Below are 20,666 nucleotides of genomic sequence, written 5' to 3'. Positions count from 1 at the left end.
CCCATTAAAGTGGCAATTGCTTAAAAAACGGGTGAACTTTCCACCAGCCCTCCCCTAAAACGTGCAGCGCAGGCCTTTTGCTTTCTTGAAAGCGTTACCGAAACCGACTAATCGCTGCACAATATCATTGTTTCACGTTCGAGTTATCTGCGTTCCCCGCGCCCCATCCGGCGCATAGACGACGCCGAAACCATCCTTGTGTTCTTCCGTTCGAGTGAGACGCGTTACCAGGTACCCTCTCGGGTGCCCTCTCCGAACATGCTGAACCCAACTCTTTTCAGGGACGAAATCTTATGGCGGTAGATGAGTATAGCAGCGGCGGTGCCGTGACGAAGGGCCTGGAGGATCTGGGCCTCAAAAGCAACTGGGCCAAGGCCATTCTGGACAGCATTGCGCCGACCCAGGGCGAAGACATCAAGGTTGCCATCCTGCAACCGGGCGATGCCGTGCCGGCCGATGCCGATCTGATCGTGCGCAGCGCCGCGGATGGCACCGTGACCGTGCAGGTTCCGGGTTCGTCGGACGTGACCACGATCGGCACCAAGGGCAGCAATGTCTTTGCCGGCGGCAACAAGCTGACCAATGACAAGGTTCTGGCCGGCAACGGCAATGACACCGTGCTGGGCGGCAAGGGCAATGACCAGTTGCTGGGCGGCAATGGCCGGGACGTCATGCATGGTGGCGAGGGCCGCGACACGCTTTATGGCGGCGCAGGCAATGACACGCTCAATGGCGGCAAGGGCAATGACATGCTCTATGGCGGCCATGGCAATGACACGCTCCATGGCGGCACCGGCAGCGACAAGCTCTATGGCGGCGACGGCAATGACCGGCTCTATGGCGGCGAAGGCAGCGACACGCTCAATGGTGGCGCGGGCAATGACGTGCTCTATGGCGGCGCAGGCAAGGATCTGTTCATCGCCGGCGCAGGCGACACGATCTATGGCGGCGCAGGCGTGGATACCGTGCGCATCGATGCCGATTTCGACGATGTCAGCATCCAGACCACCGGGGCCAAGACCGTCATCACCTTCGGCGACGGCACCTTCGTCACGATCACCGGCGTCGAGAAGCTGGACTTCAAGGACGAAGACCACACGCTGTAAGATCACAGTCTCCGCAGCCGCCCGGCCCATTCCCGGGCGGCTGTCTTCCGACCGGACAGACCGTTTTACCGGAACAATCAGGTGCCCCAGATCTCCGATGCGGCAGGTCAGGACCCGCGCCGCGCCGATCCCTCCCTTTGCGATCAGCTGCTCCGCCTGCAGATCGCGCTGAGCGCAAGTGCCGCGCCCGCGGCCGATGCCTTGATGCAACGCGCCCTTCTGCTGTTCCGGCTCGGCCAGATTTCCCATGCGCTGCGCGATCTGGAGCGGGCGCTTGCCCTCGACCCTGCCGATCCGCAGGCCATGGGCTTTTATTGCCGTATCAGTGCCGGTTTGCGCCCCGCCGCCGCCCGCCATGCCATGGCCACCGCCCTGCTCTCCAGCCCCTTTGCCGATATGCAGCAACGCCATCTGGCGCTTTCCGCGCTGGACCCGGCCCTGCTGCCGCTGCTGCTGTGCACAGCCCAGCCCGAGACCGAAAGACTGACCCTGCTGCAAGGGCCGGGGGATCTTTTGCAGATCACCGGCACAGGCCCGCAGGATGTGCCGCAGCCCTTGGGCCGCGATGCCGCAAGCGGAGTCTCGGCGCTGGATTACCATCTGGCCCGCCCCGATGCCGGATCTGCCCCCCGCCGCCTGGGCGTCCGGCTCAATGACCAAAGCTGCGCCGTTGATATCGACGCCGCCGATGCTCCGACCACGCCCCGCGGGTCCCAGATGCCCGCCAAGGCCGCCCGGCTCTGGATCATCCTGCCGCTGAAAGATGGCGGTGCGGTGCTGGAACGCTGTCTGGCCTCGGTCATGGTCAACCTGCAGGATCTGCATGGCGCAAGGCTGCTCCTGGTCGATGACGGATCGGAACGGCCCGAGACCCGCGCCCTGCTGCGCAAAATGGCGCAATCGCCCCGCATCCGGGTGATCCGCAGCCCCGGGGGCCTTGGCTTCACGGGTGCCGTCAATCTGGGCCTGCGCCATATCGGAACCGGGCCTGTCCTGCTGCTGAACTCCGACACCTGGTTGCCGCGCCATACCCTGACCCGGATGCTGGCGCATCTGCGCGACCCGGAGGTCGGCACCGTCACGCCCTTGTCGAACAATGCCGGCAGCCTTTGCCTGCTGGGGCCCGGGCAGGCCGCTGCCATGCCTCCCGATATCATCAGCACAAGGCTGGCACAGGCGGCCCATCGCCTGCAGCCCGGCCTGGCCGTCGATCTGCCCAATGGCAATGGCTTTGCCATGCTGATCTCGGATCCCTGCCTGCGCGCCATCGGGCCGCTGTCGGGGCTTTATGAAAGCGGCTATTATGAAGAGGTCGATTTCTGCCTGCGCGCCGGTTTGCGCGGCTGGCGCCATGTTGCGGCCTGCGACTGTTTCATCGCCCATGTCGGGTCGGTGACCTATGGCGCGCAGAAACAGCGGCTGGTGGCCCAGAACCGCCGACGGCTGATGCAGCGCTTTCCCGGCTATCAGATGCAATATGCGCGTTTCGCGGCGCTCGATCCGCTGGCCGGGCCGCGCGGACGGATTCTGGCCGCGTTAGAGCCGCATTGGCGCCCCGAGCCGCTGGCCGATCCCGCCCGGCAGGCCCTCGACCGGATCGGCCACGCCGTGCTGGTGCTGCCCCCGGGCCCCGACGATGCGCCCCTGCTGTTGCCCTGCATCGGAGAGATCCCGGACAGATGGGCCGCCACCGCCGACAGCCTGCATCTGGTGCCGCAGGCGCAGTTGCAAAGCATGGGCCTGCGCCTGCGCCCCGCGCATGGGCTGATCGCGCGCTTTGACGCGGCAGCCGGGCAATTGCTGATCGGGGCCGAGTCCGGGGGGACTGCGCTCTTTGCCCTGGCCTGCCCGGCCGGTGCAGCCGCCCCGGCCCCCCAGGCGCTGAAGGTGCTGGCCCGGGCGATCCGGCAGCGCATCGCGGCCCCCCAGGCCGAAAGGACAGCCCATGCCGATGCAATCTGATCTGCGCTTCATCGCCCCCGGCCTGCTGCAAGGTTTTGTGCAGGCCGCCAATCAGCCCGACCGCATCTGGCATGTCGGGCTTTTCGTCAATAACCGGCTGCTCGAGACGCAAATAGCCGACCGGCCAGAGGCCGCGCAGCCCGGCTGGCCCGCAGGACATGGCTTTGCCTTCACGCTGAACCAGGCGGCGCTGAATGATCGGGATCAGCTGCGCCTGCAGGTGCTGAACCACCCGCATATCCTTTGCGATCAGGGCTTTGCCAGCCTGCGCGCCCATCCGGCCCCGACGGCGCGCGGCCTGGCCTTCGTGCGCCATGCCCATGGGCTGACGCTGAGCGGCGTGCTGGAAGATGGCGTCACCGAATTTCCCGCCTATGAGATCCTGGCCCTGGAGGGCGAGCGCATCGTCGGGCGCAGCCGGATCTGGCGCTGGCAGCATATCGGCGATCCGCAAAGCCCGCAGGGGCGTTCGGTCGCCTTCGACCTTTATCTCGATCCCGATCTGGCCGATGGCCAGACCCACCGCCTGCATGTTGAAACCTCGACCGGCCTCGTGCTGGAGGGCAGCCCGCTGAATGTCATCGCCTGGCCGAACCGGCTGCGCGCAGGCCTGCAGGCGCGCGCCGGCCGGACCGAAACGGCGGCGCGCCGCCACGAGGCGATGCTGGACCGGCTGCTCGGCCATAGTATGCCACTGTCAGGCTATGGCGGGCTTTACCCCGACCGCGCGCCGCTGACGGCCCCCACGGGCGGCCGCATCGGCCCGGATGGGCAGTGGCGCCGGCTGGGCAAGACCGGCTGGGTGCTGTGCCATGCCGATATGGTGGCACCCTGGGCAGCGGCAGCCGCACAGATGACCCGCGCCCTGCCCGGCCTGACAGAGGCGCGGGCGGTGTTTTGTGATCTGGCGGTGCAGCAAGGCGATGGCAGCCTGTTCCCGCTGCTGTTTTCGGCCTTTGATGCCGAGCGGCTGCTGGAACAGGGCCATCTCGGCCTGTGCTTTGCCGTGCCGGAAGCGGCGTTGGATGCGGATGCACCGTCCTTGATCGCGCTGCTGCTCGACTGGCTCATGCCGGACGGGGGCCGCATAGACCCGGCGCGTATCTGGCACCTGCCCCATCCCGGCGGGATGATCGCGGCCAGGGATCTGGAGGCCAGCGCGGGTGCCCGCGCCACAGCCCTGCGGGCTGCCTTGCTGCGCCCCGGCCGCCTGCCCGCAGGCACGGCGATCACCGACAAGACGCAGGCCCGCGCCAGCTTCCCCGCTTTGCATCTGCAACGTCCGGTGACGGATCACGCGGTCAGCCTGATCGTGCCGACCCGCGATCAGGGCGCGCTGCTCGACAAGGCGGTGAACGGCTTGATCGACAGCCATCCGGGCTTTGATCTCGATATCATCATCGTCGACAATGGCAGCACCCAGTCCGAGGCGCTGGAGGTGCTGAACCGGCTGGAAGATCGCGGGGCCCGCATCCTCGAATATGGCGAGGGCTTCAATTACGCCGCCATCAACACCGCCGCTGCCGAACATGCCCGCCATGATCAGCTGTGTTTCATGAACAATGACGTGGATTTCCCGCAGCCCCGCGTGCTGGCGGAGCTGTGCGGGCGGCTGGGCTGCCCTGATGTCGGTGCCGTCGGGCCGCTGATGCTGCGCGCCTCTGATATCATCCAGCATGGCGGTGTGGTGCTTGGGCCCTGGCAGGGCGCGGTCCATGCCTTTGAAGACCGGATGGCGGGCGACCCCGGCTATGGCGAACTGCTTTGCGTGGCCGCCGAGGTCAGCGCGGTGACCGGGGCCTTCCTGCTGACGCGGCGCGCGCTGTTCCAGCAGATGGGCGGATTCGATGCGAAACATTTCGCGGTGAATTTCAACGATGTGGATTACTGCCTGCGGCTGCGGGCCGCGGGCTACCGCGTGGTGGTCTCGCCGCATGTGGCGATCCGGCATTATGAATCCGTCAGCCGCGGCCAGGAGATCGCGACCCCGGCGGGCCTGCGGATGCAGCGCGAGCTGTCCTGCCTGCGCGAGATCTGGCGCGACACGCTGCTGAATGACCCGCAATATCACCCGCTTTTTGCGCTGGACAGTCTGCCCTATCGGGCGCTGTCTGCCGATCATCCATATGCACCCGGCCTGCGCCGGGCCGGGGGGCAACCGCCCCGCCCGGTTCCGGGCTGGCTGTGACCCCGAGAGACCAGACAAGATCCCCAGTGGCAGATCCCAGAATGACCGACCAACCGATCCCGACCCTTTACAATCTCGGCTCCGGCCCGCGCAGCCTGCTGTCGAGCCTGACCGATGCCTCGGCCTTTGACGGCTGGCGCGAGGTGCGCATCGACCTTGATCCCAATAATGCGCCCGAGATTTTGGCCGATTTGACCGATCTTTCGGCGGTGGTGGCCGATCACAGCGCCAGCATCGTCTATTGCTCGCATGTGCTGGAACATTTCCACGACCACTATCTGACCACCGTTCTGTCGGAAATCCTGCGCATCCTGCGCCCTGATGGTGCGGCGGTGCTGCGGGTGCCGGATCTGATGGCGGTCATGCGGAGCCTGGATGAGAATGATCTGGAAAAGCCGCTTTACCCCTCGCCCTCGGGGCCGATCAGCGCGCTGGATGTGATCTACGGCCATCGCGCCTCGATCCGCGAGGGCAATCTTTTCATGGCCCATCACACCGGCTTCACGCAAAGTTCGCTGGCGGGGCGGCTGTTGGAGGCGGGCTTTGAAGAGGTGCGCACCCAGCCCGGCACCTCGTATGATTTCTGCGCCATCGCCACCCAGCAGCCTGCGGCCTGTCAGCGCCAGGTCGATATGCTCTGCGCGCTCAGCATCGCCTGACCCTGTGAGCCGGGGATGTTTCGCGCGCGAAACATCCCCACTTCAGAACCAGCGTCCCACCGCCATCAGCCGCATCACATCGGCGCGGCGCGCATCTGCCTTGTCGCGCACCGACAGGCTGGCGGCCGTGGCGGTCGGGGCCGCGTCCAGCATGACACAGGCGAGAACCGTGGCCTGCGCGGTGCCGCTGACCGCAGGCACAGCGGCAAAGACGGAAGGATAGGTCCAGCCGACCGCAGCCGAGGCAGAGGCGGTCAACACATGGGCGCAGATCAGCGTGCCATCGGCAAAGCGGACAAACTCGCCATTGGCCCCGGATCCGCGCTGGATCACCGCCCCTGTCGGCAGGCCCGCACTTTGTGCCACAGTGCCCAGGATGTTCGATCGCGCAAAGACCGGCGATCCGGCCAGCGTCAGCCCGGCCAGAAAGGCCGCAGCCCCGGTGCTGCGATTGATGCGCAGCCCCTCGACCCAGGTGCTGCCATCGGCGCTGACCTTCACGCTGAAATCATCATTGCCGGTCAGGCCCATCTCGGCCCGGCCATCCCAGTTGCTCTGAAACATCAGCGATGCGGTCTGCGCCGCACCCGCCTTGTTGATCTTCATCTGATGGCCCGCGCCCGCATGGCTGAACAGCGTGGCATGCGAGACCACGGACAGCCGGTTGGTCGCATCCGAGGTGGTGGCGATGCCGATCCCGTCCAGCTGGTCATGGGGCAGACGCTGCCAGGAACTGCCCCGCCAGATCCGCAATTCGGCCTCGGCCCGCCCCCAGGCGCGCCAGCCTTCACGCGGGGCGAGGAACAGCCAATCCCCCGCCACCCGCAGCGCAAGCTTGCCGCCCTGGCCCGACCAGCTGCCTCCCGCACCGCCCCCCACCGCCCAGATCTGCCCGACGCCCGGATCGGCGGGGGGCGTGGTCGCGCCAAAGCCTTCGACCACCAGCTGTGCCAGCGCATCCAGCCGCTCCAGCGCCTCGTTATGGGTGACGTGCTTCTGCGCCTGGGCAGGCAGCAGATAGGGCAGGGAGAGATTGGGCGAGGTATCGGGCATGGGGCGCGGTCCTTTGCGGCAAAGATCGCGCCGATCCTTGCGCGCCCCGCCCTGACAAAGCCTGACGCCTGCGCGCGGGGCAGGGGGGCCTCGTTAACCCCCGGGCCTTAGCCCTTGCGCGCCTTCACCCAGCCCAGGAAAGCACGATCCGGGGCGCTGAGGCGCGGGCGGCCGGAGGATACCCAGAAGGCCCGCCATTCGGCCTCCAATGCATAGACATCCATCCCCGGGGCAAGGGCGCGCGCGGCCTCCAGCACATCGGGGTCGAAATGCGAAGGCAGGCCCGCGTCGGGTGCTGTCTCTTCCTCGATGACGCCGATCCGGGCAAAGCGGATCACATCGCCCGGCTCTTCCTCCATCCGGTAATCGGGCAGCTGCGCCTCTTCGATCATCTTGCGGATCGCGGCGCGAAACACCCGCACCGGCGCGGAAGACCCCGCCTTCTTGTGCAGGACCGGGACAGAGATGCGCCAGTCCGGCTGGCGGCCGCAATGCTTGCGCGCCAGCTCATAGACCCGCCGCTCCAGCGGTTTGCGCAACCCGAAATAATCCCGGCTCAGCGTCAGGACCGAGCGTGCCAGCACCGCACGGAACACCCATTCCGACAGGGTCACCATGACCGAGATCATCCGCCCGCCGCGGGTCTTGCGCAGGATCTCCCAGCTTTCGATCAGGCCGAAACCGCTGGTGGCCTCGATGCCGCCGGTCACGATATTGGTGGTGATACGGGTGCCCGCCAGCCGCTCAAAGGCCTCGCGCAGCCGCAGATAGCTGTCACCGCCGGTATCGCGCTGCGTCGCGAGCAGCAAGTCATGCGCCTTCAGTTGCAGCGTCCGGCTGACCTCGCGCCCGGCATTCAGGCCCGCCATCAACTGGCTGATGCAATAGATCAGGATATCCTTGTCATGGATCGTCGCGCGCCCCTTCACCGAAGGGACAACCTCGACCTTGGCGCCATTATGCTCATAGCTCAGGATCCGGCGATCGGGCTTGGTGGACAGCGAAAAGATCGGGTGTTCCATCGTGCCGAGATCGTCCTTCGGACTGGCCTCCAGCACATCGCAGATGAACAGATCGCCAATGACCGGTGCCGGAATATCCGCCCCAGAACCGGGCCCAAAATTGGATCGTCGTCGCGCAGGGAATGCCCCCGCAACTGCCTGCCCTGCCATCTGCGCCTCGTGATTTGTCCCCGATTTCGGTTCGGGGTTTCAGTGACACTCACCCTAAAGTTATCCACATGCGCCGTCCAGTATCGCGATTGGGGGATCAGAGTCGCCCTTTCGGCGGATCAGAGTCGGAGAAGTGTCGGATCAGAGTCACCCGATGCGCCTCAGATCAATTTTTTTCTTTCAAGATCAGCTATTTGCAAAAACCTATGCTGACCCGTAACATATAAGATAACATCGCTATAACAGGAAAAAATCGCACATGGGTCTTCACCGCACCCGGCGATAGCCCCGAAAAGGCACACGGCACACCCTGCCCAAAGCCCGCAAGTCATAGAATCAGCAGAGAAAATCCTGTCATGTCATGTCTTTGCTTCCATGTGATGCGTTTTTCGGTATACTGCAGAAAACACGGCACATGAGGCAGAAATGAAGCCCGAGGCAGCAGCCCCCCTTCCGCCCTATTTCGGCATTGATCCCGATGCGGCGCTGACCGCGCTTGGCACCCCCACCACGACCGAAGGCTTTGGCCGGATTGCGCGCGCCTGCGAGACCGGACGCAATGATCTGGCAGGGCGCGGTCTTGATGCCAGCGGCGGGCGCAAGCTGCGGCTGTTCTCCACTTGGGAGATCACGCGCTATCTGATCCCGGTGGCGCAGGCCCATTTCCGGCGCGTGCTGAAGCAGAACCCCGATCTGCCACAAGGCCTGTCGGAGACCGAGGGCGGCGCCAAATGGTTCACCTTGGACGAGGTGCTGCGCCTGCGCGCCTTCTTTGCAGTCGAGGGCTCCAAGGCCAAACCCTATACGCCCTACCGCCCCAAGGATCTGCCGGCCAAGATGCTGGCGGTCGCCAACTTCAAGGGCGGGGTCGGCAAGACCTCGACCTGTGCGCATCTGGCGATGTCGGCGGCGCTGGATGGCTACCGCGTGCTGGTGATCGATCTGGACAGTCAGGGCTCGATGACCTCGATCTTCGGGGGAAGGGTCGAGGATGAGTGGCAGACGGTCTTCCCGCTGCTCGCACGGCATTACGCCAGCCATCTGCGTATCGACAACCAGCGCCGGCTGGACCGGGGCGATGCGCCGATCCCGCTCGATGAGACACTGACCGAGGCGCTGACGGTCAAGGCGCAGGATCTGGTTCAGAAGACCCATTGGCCCAATATCGATCTGATCGGCGCGCAGCTGAACCTTTACTGGGCCGAGTTCCAGATCCCGGTCTGGCGGATGCAATCGCGCGGCTGGAAGCTATGGGATGCACTGACCGAAAGCCTGGCCGCCGATGGCTTGCTCGACCAATATGATGTGATCTTCCTCGATACCCCGCCCGCGCTTGGCTATCTGACGATCAACGGGCTGGCCGCTGCCGATATTCTGCTGGTGCCGATGGGGGCCTCGTTTCTGGAGTTCGATTCCACCGGGCGCTTCTTCGACATGCTGCATTCCACCTTCCGCTCCATCGAGGAGGGGGAGAATATGGCGGCGCGGGCACTCGGTCGGCCCGAGTTGAACTTTGAGTGGGATGCGGTGCGCACTCTCATCACCCGGTTCGACAGCAGCCAGCAGGCCGAGCTTGCGGCGCTGATGCAGGGCTGGCTGGGCCAGACGCTCTCGCCGCATCGGCAGGATTTCACCGCGCTGATCGGACAGGCGGGCGAGCAGGTGCGCGGCATCTATGAGGCCGATTACCGCGATTTCAACCGCGAGACCTATGCCCGGGGCCGCGAGACATTCGACGAGACATGGGCCGCCGTGAAGGCGCTGATCCTTGGCAGCTGGCGCCGCGATGAGCTGGATCGGGTGGCGGAGGCGGCGCAATGAACGATTGTTTCGCGCGCGAAACGGGCAGGGCGAATACGTCTCTGTCTGCCCGGGTAGAGACTGATTTCGGAAAGGGGATCTGACATGGCCAAGCGCAGACGTCTGACCCCCTTTGGGACCATGGCCGAGCCCGAGGATATGATCGAGGCCTCCGCCGTCTCCTCTCTAGCCCCCATGGCACCTGTGGCCCCGGCCCCGCTGGCGCGCCCGCCCATCGCCGATATGGCCGGGGCTGCGGCCGCGACCGCCGCGATGGAGGAGATGGCGGCAAGTCTGCGTCAGGCCCGCGAAAGCGGGCGGCTGGTGCTGGCTTTGCCGTTGGAACAGATCGAGGCGGGCTATCTGGTGCGCGACCGCATCGCCACCGACCCCGAAGAGATGACCGCCCTGGTCGAATCCTTGCGCGCCCGTGGCCAGCAGACCCCGATCGAGGTCGCCCTGACCGGCCCCGATCGCTACGGGCTGATTTCCGGCTGGCGGCGGCTGACCGCGCTGCGGCAACTGGCGCAGGAAGATGCGGCTTTCGGCACTGTGCTGGCGCTTTTGCGCAAACCCGATCAGGCGTCAGACGCCTATATCGCCATGGTCGAGGAAAACGAGATCCGCGTGGGTCTTTCGTTCTATGAGCGCGCGCGCATCGCCGCCAAGGCGGTCGAGGCCGGGGTCTATCCCGATGACCGGGCCGCCCTTCGCGCGCTTTTTGCTTCGGCCAGCCGGGCCAAACGCTCCAAGATCGGGTCGTTCCTCACGGTGGTGCGGGCGCTGGATGGTGTGCTGCATTTCCCCGAATCCATCGGCGAGCGGCTGGGGCTGCAACTCGCGCAAGGCCTGGAGGCCGATCCGGATCTGGTGTCCCGGCTGATCCCGGCCTTGCAGGACCGCCCGGCGGATGCCAGCGACGAGCAGGCCCGCATCCAGCAGGTGCTGTCCCCGCGCAGATCGTCAGAAACCGGCACTATACCGCCGCTAGAGCCGATTTCCGGCCTCAAGGTGATCCGCCATCCCTCGGGGCGGCTGATCCTGGAAGGGCCGCGTCTGGATGACGGATTGGCCGCAAGGCTGATCGACTGGCTGAAAGCGCAGGGCTGATCCGGGCGGCTGGCTGAAGCAAAAGGGCAGGGCGCTTGCGCGACCTGCCCGCCTCGCGCCATATGGCGGCGTAAATTTCAGATGCGGGTGTCGCAATGACGGATGGCAAGACGGTTCTGGTGACCGGGGGCGCGGGCTATATCGGGGCCCATGCCTGCAAGGTGCTGGCACAGGCAGGTTTTACCCCGGTCGCCTTCGACAATCTCAATACCGGCTGGGAAGAAGCGGTGAAGTTCGGCCCCTTCTTCAAGGGCGATCTGATGAACCGCGCCGATGTGGACGCGGCCTTCGCGCAATACAAGCCGGCCGCGGTGCTGCATTTCGCGGCCCTCAGCCTTGTCGGCGAAAGCATGACCGACCCGGGCAAATACTGGCGGGTCAATGTCATGGGCGCGCTGAACCTGATCGAAGGCGCGCTGGCGGCGGGCTGCAAGAACTTTGTCTTCTCCTCGACCTGCGCGACCTATGGCGATCAGGACGGGGTGCTGCTGGATGAAAACTCGGTGCAGCTGCCGATCAATTCCTATGGGGCCAGCAAACGCGCCATCGAGGATATGCTGGCCAATTTCGGCGCGAGCCATGGATTGAACCATGTGATCTTCCGCTATTTCAACGTGGCGGGTTGCGATCCCGATGGCGAGATCGGCGAACAGCACACGCCCGAGACCCATCTGATCCCCCTGATGCTGGAGGCGGTGGCAGGCAAGCGCCCGGCGCTGACGGTGTTTGGCTCGGATTATGCCACGCGTGACGGCACCTGTGTGCGCGATTATGTCCATGTGATGGATCTGGTGCAGGCCCATGTTCTGGGGCTGAACTGGTTGCTGGAGGGCAAGGGCAACCGGGTGTTCAATCTGGGCACCGGATCGGGCTTCTCGGTGCGCGAGGTGATTGACGCAAGCCGCGCGGTGACCAATCGCGAGGTCCCGATCATCGAGGGCGCGCGGCGGGCCGGCGATGCGACGGCGCTGGTCTCGGGCTCGGCCCGCGCGGTGGAGGAGCTGGGCTGGCAGCCCAGACATTCCACCTTGCCCCAGATGATCCGTGACGCCTGGGCCTGGACGCAAGGGCCGGGTTACAGCAAGTAAGCGGTCAGATGGCGGGGCAGAGGCTGCCCCGCCACCCTCCTTGATCATCAGGCATCATTCAGGATGTCGCGGTGGTAACGCACCAGCAGCGTGCAGCCAAAGGCCATCAGGCCCAGGCCCAGCAACAGCACATAGGCCGGGCTGACATAGCTGGAATTATACATCGGATAGAAGCCCGCGCGCATCTCGCCCACGACATGGATCAGCGGATTATACCACAGGATCGCACGGGCAAAGGCGGGCAGCGATTCAAAGGTATAAAGCACCCCCGACAACAGCATCAGCGGCCGGGTCAGGATATTCCAGACCATGTCCCAGATCGGGAAAAGGCCGCTGATCGCACAGTTCAGCGCCCCCAGGCCAAGCGCGAAGACCAGCGCCATCAGATGCGCCATCAGGATCGGCGGCAGATCCAGTGACAGCCGCACATTGGGCAGGAAGGCGATGCCGGTGAAGACGATGGTCGCCACCGAGATCCCGGTCAGCGCATTCAGCAGGAACCGCGCAGCCATGGCATCGACCCAGGTGACCGCCGGATACATCAGCAGCGGGCGGGAATAGTCGATCGCGTTCATCGCGGTCTTGGCGACGGTGCTGTAAAGCGAGAAGGGCAGAAAGCCCGTCGCATAGAACAGGATGAAGCTGGTTCCCAAAGGCGGCGCGCGCAGCATGAAGGAAAAGGCGATGGCCAGAATCAGGATGGTGCCCACCGGCTCCAGCACGGCCCAGACATAGCCCCCGGGCGAGCGCCCATAGCGCGAGGACATCTCGCGCAGCATCAGCGCCATGATGGTGCGGAAGGTCGGAAATTCCCGCGTTTTCACCCGGCGCAGCGCAGGCTTGGGCCGTTGCGCGGGCATCGGGCCTGCTGCGGGCAGATCGGGAAGGGGGGGTATGCTCTGGGTCTGCATCGCTCTATCGCGCACTGGCGTTTCAAGGGGGTATTATGTAGAACAGTCGCAAGAAGTTCAAACGCGGTCGATCCTCGGGGCAAGTCTTTGACAGAAAAAGATAATATTGTAGTTCCCCCGGCTGCAAGCGATGCGCCCGCGGCCCCGGCTCCGCGCAAACCCGCCTCCAAACGTGGCAAAAGCGGCCCGCCGCCGGTGATCCAGGTCCTGCCGATGGCCGAACCGGCGCGCTTCCGCCGACGCCATATGGGCGTGGTCTGGTCTTTTGCGATCCTGGTCCTGCTGCCGATCCTTGTCACCGCGACCTATCTCTGGGGCGTGGCACAGGATCAGTATGCCTCGACCGTGGCCTTCACCGTGCGGCGCGAGGACAATGCCTCCACCGGGCTTGTGGGCGGTCTGGCCCAGCTTGCCGGCGGCGGCGGCATGTCGGAATCCGATATCCTTTATGAGTTCATCCAGAGCCAGGAGATCGTCTCGGCCATTGACGAGCGCGTGGGGCTGGGGGCGATCTATTCCACGCATTGGCCGGGCGATCCGGTTTTCACGCTCTGGCCCGATGCCCGCATCGAGGAGTTGCATGATTACTGGGGCCGCATGGTCCGCATCTCCTACGATCAAAGCACCCGCCTGATCGCGCTGCGCGTGCTGGCCTTCACCCCCGAGGATGCGCAGCGCATCGCCGGCGAGATCGTGGCCGAAAGCCAGCGCATGATCAACGACCTGAACAACCAGGCCCGCGAAGACGTGATGCGCTATGCCAATGCCGATCTCGATCAGGCACTGGCCCGGCTGAAGGATGCGCGTGAGGCGCTCAGCCTGTTCCGCACCCGCACCCGCATCGTCGATCCGGCGGCGGATATCCAGGGCCGGATGGGCGTGCTGAACAACCTGCAGCAGCAGCTGGCCGAGGCCCTGATCGAAAATGACCTTATTCTGGGTTCGACCCAGGAAAACGATCCGCGCCGCAATCAGGCCGCGCGCCGTATCCAGGTGATCCGGGACCGGATCGCAGCCGAGCGCCAGACCTTCGCCAGTGCCGAAGGCGCGGGGGGCGTGGATGAGAATTACCCCGATCTGATCGCCGAATTCGAACGCCTGACCGTCGATCTGCAATTCGCCGAAGAAAGCTATCGCACGGCGCTTGCGGCGGTCGATCTGGCCCGCGCCAATGCCTCGCGCCAGTCGCTGTATCTGGCACCCTATATCCGCCCGACCTTGCCGCAGACGGCGGAGTTTCCGCAGCGCCTGGTGCTGACCGGGCTGGTCTCGATCTTCCTGCTGCTGATCTGGGCGATCGGCACGCTGGTCTTCTACAGCATCCGTGACCGTCGCTAGGGCAGGTTGGGGGCAGCACGCGCATGATCCGGTTCGAGCATCTGAGCAAGAGCTTTGCGCTTGGCGGGCGGCGCAAGGTGGTCATTGACGATCTGAGCCTGACCCTGCCCGAAGGCCGCTCGCTGGCGCTTTTGGGGCGCAACGGGGCGGGCAAGTCCACGCTCTTGCAGATGGTCGCGGGCACCATGCGCCCGAGCAGCGGCCGGATCGTCTCGGAAGGCACGATCAGCTGGCCGGTGGGCCTGGGCGGCGCGGTCCATCGTGATCTGACCGGGGCGCAGAACATCCGCTTCATCGCGCGGGTCTACGGCGTGGAGACCAGCCAGCTGATCGAGTTTGTGCGCGATTTCTCGGAGCTGGGCGAGCATTTCCACATGCCGGTGCGCAGCTATTCCTCGGGGATGCGTTCGCGTCTGACCTTCGGGGCGGCCATGGGCATCCGCTTTGATACCTATCTGGTCGATGAGGTGACGGCGGTGGGGGATGCCAGTTTCCGCCGCAAGAGCCGGGCGGTGTTCTCCGAGCGGATGAAATCCTCCAGCGCCATCATGGTCAGCCATGATACCCGCACGGTGCGCGAGTTCTGCGATGCGGGTCTCGTGCTGGAACGCGGCCAGCTGCATTACTTCGAAGATCTGGAAGACGCGATCAAGCTGCATCAGGATCTGATGGGGGCGACGTGAGGGGCGAAGAGCGCGTCAGGCCTGTCATGCGGAAGTTGTCGGCTTCTTGATATGGGTTGCCTGACGGACAGGGCCGCTGGCTGCTGGAAGGAGGGGCCGCTCAACCCTCTGTCGCCAGAGCTGGAACCTCAGAAATGGCCACCCTGCCAAGTCTTTCAAAAGTTTCACCCGCCCGGCTCGACCTTGCTCTATGGTGTGGTCAGGACAACCATGTTATTGGCCCTGCTGAGGTTCACATGCTAGTGCCAGACGACAATCAGGATCTTCCAATGCAGGATATTCAATCCGCTACGGCGTCATTTAGCCTGCCTACAGCAAGCCAGGATTTCCCGCTACATTCTCCAGCCTTTTGGATCCCGCATTTTTCGGGTGAGGGCGACGCGTTGCGCTTTGCGCCGCTCCTGTTCTGGTTATCGGCAGTCCTGAAGCCTGCGCGTACGACGGTTCTTGGCCTTGGCGATGGCACCGCCTGTTTCGCCATTTGCCAGATGATCGAACGGCTGCAGATTGACGGAACATGTGCCGGTATTCATATCGCGGGAGGTCCACAAGACAAGATCCCGGATGCCATCGCCAGGTATGCTGCGCAGTTTTATCCAGGGATCCTGAAACTTCACACCATACAGGGAGCACCTGATGCGGTCTGGCCAGGTACCGATCCTCAGGATTTGCTTCTCGTCGATCTGCAAAATGCAGATACATGGCCTGACGCGCTGGTAGAAAATCTATCTTCACGGCTCTCGGCTGACGGTTGCCTCGTCGTGTATGGCTTGTCGCAGGCTGCGCAGACCGATGGGATACAGCATCTGCGGCAACACTTGCTGCGGGCCGATTGCATCAATGTAGATATGGGGGCAGGGTTTTCGATTCTGTGCGGGAAGCCAGCCCTTCTTGCTTATGCCCTCAGTGAGGACAAGCTACATGTGCGACAGGATATCCAAGCGATGTTTACGCGCTTGGGAAATGGGCTTGCAGCAGAGCGCAGGCAGGATGCAATGATGGGGCTGCTGGCCGAGACGCAGCAAGCTTTCGCCGAGGCACAGCGCCGTATCGCGCAGTTCGAAACCGAAATGGCGGACCTTTCTGCTGCCATCGACTTGCGTGGGCGCAAGCTTGGTCAATATCAGGCCCTGTATTTCGACGCAAAAATTGAGATTGATAAACTCAGGCATCTGCAAGGTGAGACTGTCAGTGTGCAGGCCGAGCGCCAGAAGAAGGAAAAGGCGCTGGCGCAATGCGATGCGCTGAGCCTCGCCCTACGCAAAAACCGCGAGGTGCATTTCCGAGAAACCGCGGCCCTGACCAAACTCCTGGAAAAGCAGAGGCAGCGGTTGGAGGATCAACGGAAGAAGTTGGAGGACCAACAAACCAAGATCAAGACTATCTCACTCGAGAAGGCTGCCCTGCTGTCCAGCACTTCGTGGAAGATTACTTCTCCTCTCCGTAGCATCGTTTCGAAGTTTCGAAAAAGTCATCGTCGTCAACCCAAGATATCCTAGGTACCGATCATGAGTCGTGACAATATTTCCTTTGATGCCAAGTATTATTTAAGTGCCTACCCAGATGTTGCACAATCTGGACTTGAGCCTCGGGATCATTATGAGCGGTATTGGCGGATCTTGGGGCGCAGCCCCGTCCATACGGAGGAGATGGGTGTTACTGGCACCGAGATGAGCCCGGCAGAACTTGACCGGGCTTATGCGCAGGGTCCGTTGCAGGGCAGTGGCCGTCAGGATCATGATGACCTCGTGTCGATCATCATGCCGAGTTACAACAATGCCGAATGGATCGCGCGATCCATCCATTCCGTCTTGTCACAAAGCTCCGTCAACGTTGAATTGATCGTCGTTGATGACGGGTCCACCGACCATTCCGTCAGTGTCGCGCGGGCGATTGCGGCGGATCACCCGAATGTTCGGGTGATTTCGCTGTTGCGCAATTTCGGCTGTTACTATGCGCGTAATATCGGGGTCACCCGGGCACGAGGTACCTATGTCACCATTGTCGACAGCGATGACATCATCACACCGGACAGGATCCTGCGGCAACTGAATGCCCTCAAGGCCCATCCCGAAAAGAAAGCCTGTCTCGCCCGGACACGGCGCTGGTCGGAAGATATGAGTACGCCGCTCGGAGACCTTCGTTATGCCGAGAACACCTTGTTGTGGAAGCGCTCTTTGATCGACGAGATCGGCTATTACGATACGGTTCGCTTCGGGGGCGATACCGAATTCCGGGTGCGGATCGAAACCCTTTTCGGCAAGGCGGCTGTGCTGCGCATTCCGGATGAAGTTTACTTCCTGCGCACGCTTGAAACCTCGCTGACGACGGCAACTGGCAGCACCGCATATGCCAGTCAGAATGGTGTGCTCCGGCCTTCACTGTCGGATGATCGCAAGCGATATTCCGACAATTTGAACACCTGGGTGCAGACGGCCGCCGCGAATATGATGAGCGGAGGCTTGCCATTGGTCGAGTTTCCGCAGCTGGAGCGCCCCTTTGAGCTGGGTGATCCCTCACAGAATGCATCGCCTTCTCTGGGGCAGCGCCGGGTCGGCGCGATGGCGAGTTTTCCGCTGAGAATTGACAGTCTGAAGGCGACGATCGCGTCGATTCTGCCGCAACTCGACCTTCTCATCCTATACTTGAACGATTATGATGAAGTCCCGGATTTTGCCCGCCACCCCAAAATTCGCGCCATCCGCAGCCAAGACGCTGTCGGAGATCTTCGCGACAATGGCAAATTCTATGATTTGCCGCAGGACGATTCCAGCTATGTATTCACCTTTGATGATGACCTGCTCTATCCGCCGGATTACACATCGCGCCTGATCCATCAGATCGAGTTGCTCGGTCGGTCCTGCATTGTGGGCAGCCATGGTGTGATCTTTCCGTATGACGAGTTCACAAAACTCAGCCAGCGGACGGTCTTCCATTTCTTGCACCGCTCACGTGGCAGGTTTGTCGATATGCTGGGGACCGGCACAACTGCTTGGCACAGTTCCACCATCAAGCCGACTCTGGCGGATTTCAGCACCAAGGGGGTCTGTGATCTCTGGTTTGCGGCCCTCAGTATGCGCAAGGGTATCCCCATGTATTCTGTTCCGAGGCGCCGGGCATGGGTCAATGAGTTCGCCAAGTATGAGGTCAGCCTGTGGCAAGAAGCGTCTGAGCGTCCTGAGGGATATTTCGAAATATATCATCGCAGCGTGAAGCCTGTGCTGGCGCGGGGTGGCGTCCGTCGGGCAGCCGAAGCGCACATGATCAAAAGCTTCCCGGCCGATGTTCTGATGGCAGCCGAGGTTGAATTGCGAGAGGCGACAGCGGCAGCACTTCCGCAATTGCCCGCTATGACGCGCCATATCGCGCTACATGGATCCCCCTATGAATATATGGGGAGTACGGAGGACTGCCCGCACTTCCATCTGGTTCTGAGCGGGCATGACAGCCGCAAGGTTATGGACAAGACGCTTCGCGCGGTGGCAGAACAAAAATTCGGGCCTTTCACCTTCGCTGTCACGATGGTGGATGATGGCTCCTCTGATGGAAGTTTCGCCAAACTGGCCGCCATGTCCATCTTGCCGGAGGGGCGGCTGCTGGGGGTCACAACTCGGACGGGAGCTGCCTATGGGCGAGATCTGGCGATCCGGGAAATCTGCACCCGCAACGCGTTCGTTATTCCGTTGACCTTCGGAGAAGTCCTTGCACCAGGTGCCTTGGCAGATCTGTCCCGGCAGCTCATGGCCCGTCCGGCGCTTGATGTTGTTATGATCGCAAGGGATGGAAACAAGCGTGTTCTTGCCTTCCGTCGGAGCCGTTACGATCTTGCGGTAGACATGCTTCAGGATGAACTCGGTCATTGGACTGACGACAGTGATCTGGTCAGGCTGACGCAGCATATCACGCGGAAGCTGGCACGTGGCCGGATCGCGACTCTGGAAGGCCAATACTTGGACACCCCTCACTTTGAGCAAATCTCTCTGTAATCAGCGGATATTGACCTTGCACCGGCTGCAGCGCCCCTTGCGTGGCCTTCGTCATCGGGAAAGAAGCCGTGGCACTCGAAATATGTTCGCCAACTTGGGAAATGCCTGCCTTATCGCTTTGGTTGTGAGAAGTCGAAGAACGCTATGTCTGATATGATTGATCGCTGGCCCCCACTGACATTCGCTGAAGCCGAGGCGGAAGTCTTGCAGAAACACTATGCCGAGGCCAAGGTGATCCTGGAATATGGATCTGGTGGCTCAACGGTGCTTGCGGCCCAAAAACCAGGCAAACTCATTTTCAGCGTTGAAAGTGACCGTGCCTGGTTCACTGCATTGCAGCGAAAATTTGATGAAGCGGAACTGCCGTCACTTCCGATCATGTATCACGCTGATATTGGGCCGACCGGTGCCTGGGGGCGGCCGCTTGATGATCGCGGGTGGGCTGGGTTCTATCGCTACCCTTTGGCAATTTGGGCACAACCCTTCTTTCGGCAACCCGATCTGGTTCTGGTTGACGGGCGCCTGAGGGCCGCCTGTTTTGTGGCAACCTGTCTTAATACACGCAAGCCAGTGACCATACTGTTCGATGATTACGAAAATCGGCAAAGCTATAAAGTCGTCGAGGCCCTGGCCCAGCCAAACGCCATAGTGGGGCGCATGGCTGTCTTTCATATCATGCCACGCGAATGGCCAGTCTGGGCACCAACGCTTCTGGCAGAGCTTTGTACGCAGATGAGCTATGTATTGCCCCAAAAGAAATATGGGCCGAATCAGTATAGCATGATGCGGAGTGAGGTCATGTCCTATGTCCAGAGAATCTGAAAATGTAAATCTTCGGCAGCCGGTGTAATTTCATATGAGAATTGAGGATAAATATAGTCGCTTTCAGTCCGGTAGCTTGACGGCCGAGCGCATCCTCACACGACAGGACCTTGCTGCGATTGATGTCCGGGGCATCAAGGGCCTGCAAGATGTCCTGTTTGAGCGTGGCGCAAGTATAGACAGCTCTTTTCTGGCCCCTGGAAAAGACAGTTTTGTCGGTGCCTACAGTTATATGAATGATGGGGGATATATCCGGGGACGTTGTTTTATCGGCCGCTATAGCAGCATAGGTCGCCGCGTGACCATTGGTGCGGGGCGACACTGGATCTCAGGATTATCGACAAATCCCAGCCTGTCGGGCGGCCCGCCCGAGCGGAATTACACGGCGGCTGAGATGGCCCTGATCGGTGTGTCCGCATCAGGGAAAGCGTCTGCCACCTGTATTGGATGCGACGTTTGGATCGGGGATGGCGCGATCATCATGCCCGGCGTTTCGATCGGCCACGGGGCCATTATCGGCGCAAATGCAGTGGTCACAACGGATGTCCCGCCCTATGCAATCGTCGTGGGCCTTCCGGGCCGCGTGCTCAGGTATCGCTTTGAAGCCGCGCAGGTGCAGGATCTGCTTGCATCCCGGTGGTGGGACCACCCACGAGAAACACTGCAGTCGCTCCCCTTGGGGAATATCTTGAAAGCTCTGGAGGGCTTAAGGGCGCTTTCGCCGCCTGACGACCCTTACGAGACATTCCGTCTGGCGGTGCCCTCTCAGTAATCGTTCCCGGGACGGT

Annotated in this window: 16 protein-coding genes; 13 read left to right on the top strand and 3 right to left on the bottom strand. The window is 62.6% G+C overall.

Annotated elements, in window-relative coordinates; genetic code table 11:
* Nucleotides 1–293 precede the first annotated feature (293 nt).
* The 4 genes from GBJ34_RS21120 to GBJ34_RS18610 all read left to right on the top strand — a co-directional run bounded on the left by GBJ34_RS21120 (nt 294) and on the right by GBJ34_RS18610 (nt 5,915).
* Complete coding sequence (locus tag GBJ34_RS21120; RefSeq protein ID WP_151720703.1) at nt 294–1,106, top strand: calcium-binding protein; 813 nt, start codon at nt 294–296, stop codon at nt 1,104–1,106.
* Between the two features lie 81 nt (nt 1,107–1,187).
* On the top strand, nt 1,188–3,068 hold the full coding sequence (locus GBJ34_RS18620) for a glycosyltransferase (protein WP_151720702.1): 1,881 nt from the start codon (nt 1,188–1,190) through the stop codon (nt 3,066–3,068).
* Entirely contained in the window at nt 3,052–5,256 is a 2,205-nt protein-coding gene (locus tag GBJ34_RS18615) for a glycosyltransferase (protein WP_151720701.1), read from the top strand. The genes GBJ34_RS18620 and GBJ34_RS18615 overlap by 17 nt, the downstream gene beginning before the upstream one ends.
* A 41-nt stretch (nt 5,257–5,297) precedes the next feature.
* Nucleotides 5,298–5,915, top strand: a complete 618-nt coding sequence (locus GBJ34_RS18610; RefSeq protein WP_151720700.1) for a class I SAM-dependent methyltransferase — start codon at nt 5,298–5,300, stop codon at nt 5,913–5,915.
* Nucleotides 5,916–5,957: 42 nt separating this feature from the next.
* On the opposite strand, the gene GBJ34_RS18605 is transcribed toward GBJ34_RS18610, so the two are convergent.
* Entirely contained in the window at nt 5,958–6,968 is a 1,011-nt protein-coding gene (locus GBJ34_RS18605; RefSeq protein ID WP_151720699.1) for a DUF2793 domain-containing protein, read from the bottom strand.
* 107 nt (nt 6,969–7,075) lie between these two features.
* The gene (locus GBJ34_RS18600) at nt 7,076–8,140 is read right to left on the bottom strand and encodes a replication initiator protein A (protein WP_151720698.1); all 1,065 of its coding nucleotides are present in this window, start codon (nt 8,138–8,140) and stop codon (nt 7,076–7,078) included.
* 426 nt (nt 8,141–8,566) lie between these two features.
* On the opposite strand from GBJ34_RS18600, the gene GBJ34_RS18595 reads away from it, so the two are divergent.
* The 3 genes from GBJ34_RS18595 to galE all read left to right on the top strand — a co-directional run bounded on the left by GBJ34_RS18595 (nt 8,567) and on the right by galE (nt 12,138).
* A complete protein-coding gene (locus GBJ34_RS18595; protein ID WP_151720697.1) occupies nt 8,567–9,961 on the top strand; it encodes an AAA family ATPase in 1,395 nt (464 codons plus the stop codon).
* 84 nt (nt 9,962–10,045) lie between these two features.
* Nucleotides 10,046–11,050: a ParB/RepB/Spo0J family partition protein gene (locus GBJ34_RS18590; protein WP_151720696.1), complete on the top strand. Its 1,005-nt coding sequence runs from the start codon at nt 10,046–10,048 to the stop codon at nt 11,048–11,050.
* 95 nt (nt 11,051–11,145) lie between these two features.
* Nucleotides 11,146–12,138: a UDP-glucose 4-epimerase GalE gene (gene galE / locus GBJ34_RS18585; protein WP_151720695.1), complete on the top strand. Its 993-nt coding sequence runs from the start codon at nt 11,146–11,148 to the stop codon at nt 12,136–12,138.
* A gap of 47 nt (nt 12,139–12,185) precedes the next feature.
* Here the strand turns inward: galE and GBJ34_RS18580 are convergent, their stop codons facing one another.
* On the bottom strand, nt 12,186–12,998 hold the full coding sequence (locus tag GBJ34_RS18580; protein WP_151720694.1) for an ABC transporter permease: 813 nt from the start codon (nt 12,996–12,998) through the stop codon (nt 12,186–12,188).
* A gap of 264 nt (nt 12,999–13,262) precedes the next feature.
* On the opposite strand from GBJ34_RS18580, the gene GBJ34_RS18575 reads away from it, so the two are divergent.
* The 6 genes from GBJ34_RS18575 (at nt 13,263) to GBJ34_RS21160 (ending at nt 20,650) form a co-directional block, all read left to right on the top strand.
* Nucleotides 13,263–14,387 (top strand): sugar transporter, encoded by a 1,125-nt coding sequence (locus tag GBJ34_RS18575; RefSeq protein WP_151720693.1) that lies wholly within the window; start codon nt 13,263–13,265, stop codon nt 14,385–14,387.
* Nucleotides 14,388–14,410: 23 nt separating this feature from the next.
* On the top strand, nt 14,411–15,070 hold the full coding sequence (locus GBJ34_RS18570; protein WP_151720692.1) for an ABC transporter ATP-binding protein: 660 nt from the start codon (nt 14,411–14,413) through the stop codon (nt 15,068–15,070).
* 134 nt (nt 15,071–15,204) lie between these two features.
* Nucleotides 15,205–16,569 (top strand): hypothetical protein, encoded by a 1,365-nt coding sequence (locus GBJ34_RS18565; protein ID WP_151720691.1) that lies wholly within the window; start codon nt 15,205–15,207, stop codon nt 16,567–16,569.
* Nucleotides 16,570–16,578: 9 nt separating this feature from the next.
* Nucleotides 16,579–19,056: a glycosyltransferase family 2 protein gene (locus GBJ34_RS18560; protein ID WP_151720690.1), complete on the top strand. Its 2,478-nt coding sequence runs from the start codon at nt 16,579–16,581 to the stop codon at nt 19,054–19,056.
* 144 nt (nt 19,057–19,200) lie between these two features.
* The gene (locus GBJ34_RS18555; protein ID WP_192931289.1) at nt 19,201–19,878 is read left to right on the top strand and encodes a hypothetical protein; all 678 of its coding nucleotides are present in this window, start codon (nt 19,201–19,203) and stop codon (nt 19,876–19,878) included.
* A gap of 34 nt (nt 19,879–19,912) precedes the next feature.
* Complete coding sequence (locus tag GBJ34_RS21160) at nt 19,913–20,650, top strand: CatB-related O-acetyltransferase (RefSeq protein ID WP_318843234.1); 738 nt, start codon at nt 19,913–19,915, stop codon at nt 20,648–20,650.
* Nucleotides 20,651–20,666: the final 16 nt, after the last annotated feature.

It is taken from the genome of Gemmobacter serpentinus, assembly GCF_008973825.1.
GTDB lineage: Bacteria > Pseudomonadota > Alphaproteobacteria > Rhodobacterales > Rhodobacteraceae > Gemmobacter > Gemmobacter serpentinus.
The sequence above is the reverse complement of the archived record's forward strand: the minus strand, read 5'-3'. Positions and strand labels throughout refer to the sequence as shown.

Coding starts and splice junctions, on each gene's coding strand:
- GBJ34_RS18580 (WP_151720694.1), bottom strand. CDS start 12,998: ATGCCCGCGCAACGGCCCAAGCCTGCGCTGCGCCGGGTGAAAACGCGG.
- GBJ34_RS18600 (WP_151720698.1), bottom strand. CDS start 8,140: ATGGCAGGGCAGGCAGTTGCGGGGGCATTCCCTGCGCGACGACGATCC.
- GBJ34_RS18570 (WP_151720692.1), top strand. CDS start 14,411: ATGATCCGGTTCGAGCATCTGAGCAAGAGCTTTGCGCTTGGCGGGCGG.
- GBJ34_RS18560 (WP_151720690.1), top strand. CDS start 16,579: ATGAGTCGTGACAATATTTCCTTTGATGCCAAGTATTATTTAAGTGCC.
- GBJ34_RS18555 (WP_192931289.1), top strand. CDS start 19,201: ATGTCTGATATGATTGATCGCTGGCCCCCACTGACATTCGCTGAAGCC.
- GBJ34_RS18605 (WP_151720699.1), bottom strand. CDS start 6,968: ATGCCCGATACCTCGCCCAATCTCTCCCTGCCCTATCTGCTGCCTGCC.
- GBJ34_RS18575 (WP_151720693.1), top strand. CDS start 13,263: ATGGCCGAACCGGCGCGCTTCCGCCGACGCCATATGGGCGTGGTCTGG.
- GBJ34_RS18610 (WP_151720700.1), top strand. CDS start 5,298: ATGACCGACCAACCGATCCCGACCCTTTACAATCTCGGCTCCGGCCCG.
- GBJ34_RS18565 (WP_151720691.1), top strand. CDS start 15,205: ATGGCCACCCTGCCAAGTCTTTCAAAAGTTTCACCCGCCCGGCTCGAC.
- GBJ34_RS18615 (WP_151720701.1), top strand. CDS start 3,052: ATGCCGATGCAATCTGATCTGCGCTTCATCGCCCCCGGCCTGCTGCAA.
- GBJ34_RS18595 (WP_151720697.1), top strand. CDS start 8,567: ATGAAGCCCGAGGCAGCAGCCCCCCTTCCGCCCTATTTCGGCATTGAT.
- GBJ34_RS18590 (WP_151720696.1), top strand. CDS start 10,046: ATGGCCAAGCGCAGACGTCTGACCCCCTTTGGGACCATGGCCGAGCCC.
- galE (WP_151720695.1), top strand. CDS start 11,146: ATGACGGATGGCAAGACGGTTCTGGTGACCGGGGGCGCGGGCTATATC.
- GBJ34_RS21120 (WP_151720703.1), top strand. CDS start 294: ATGGCGGTAGATGAGTATAGCAGCGGCGGTGCCGTGACGAAGGGCCTG.
- GBJ34_RS21160 (WP_318843234.1), top strand. CDS start 19,913: ATGAGAATTGAGGATAAATATAGTCGCTTTCAGTCCGGTAGCTTGACG.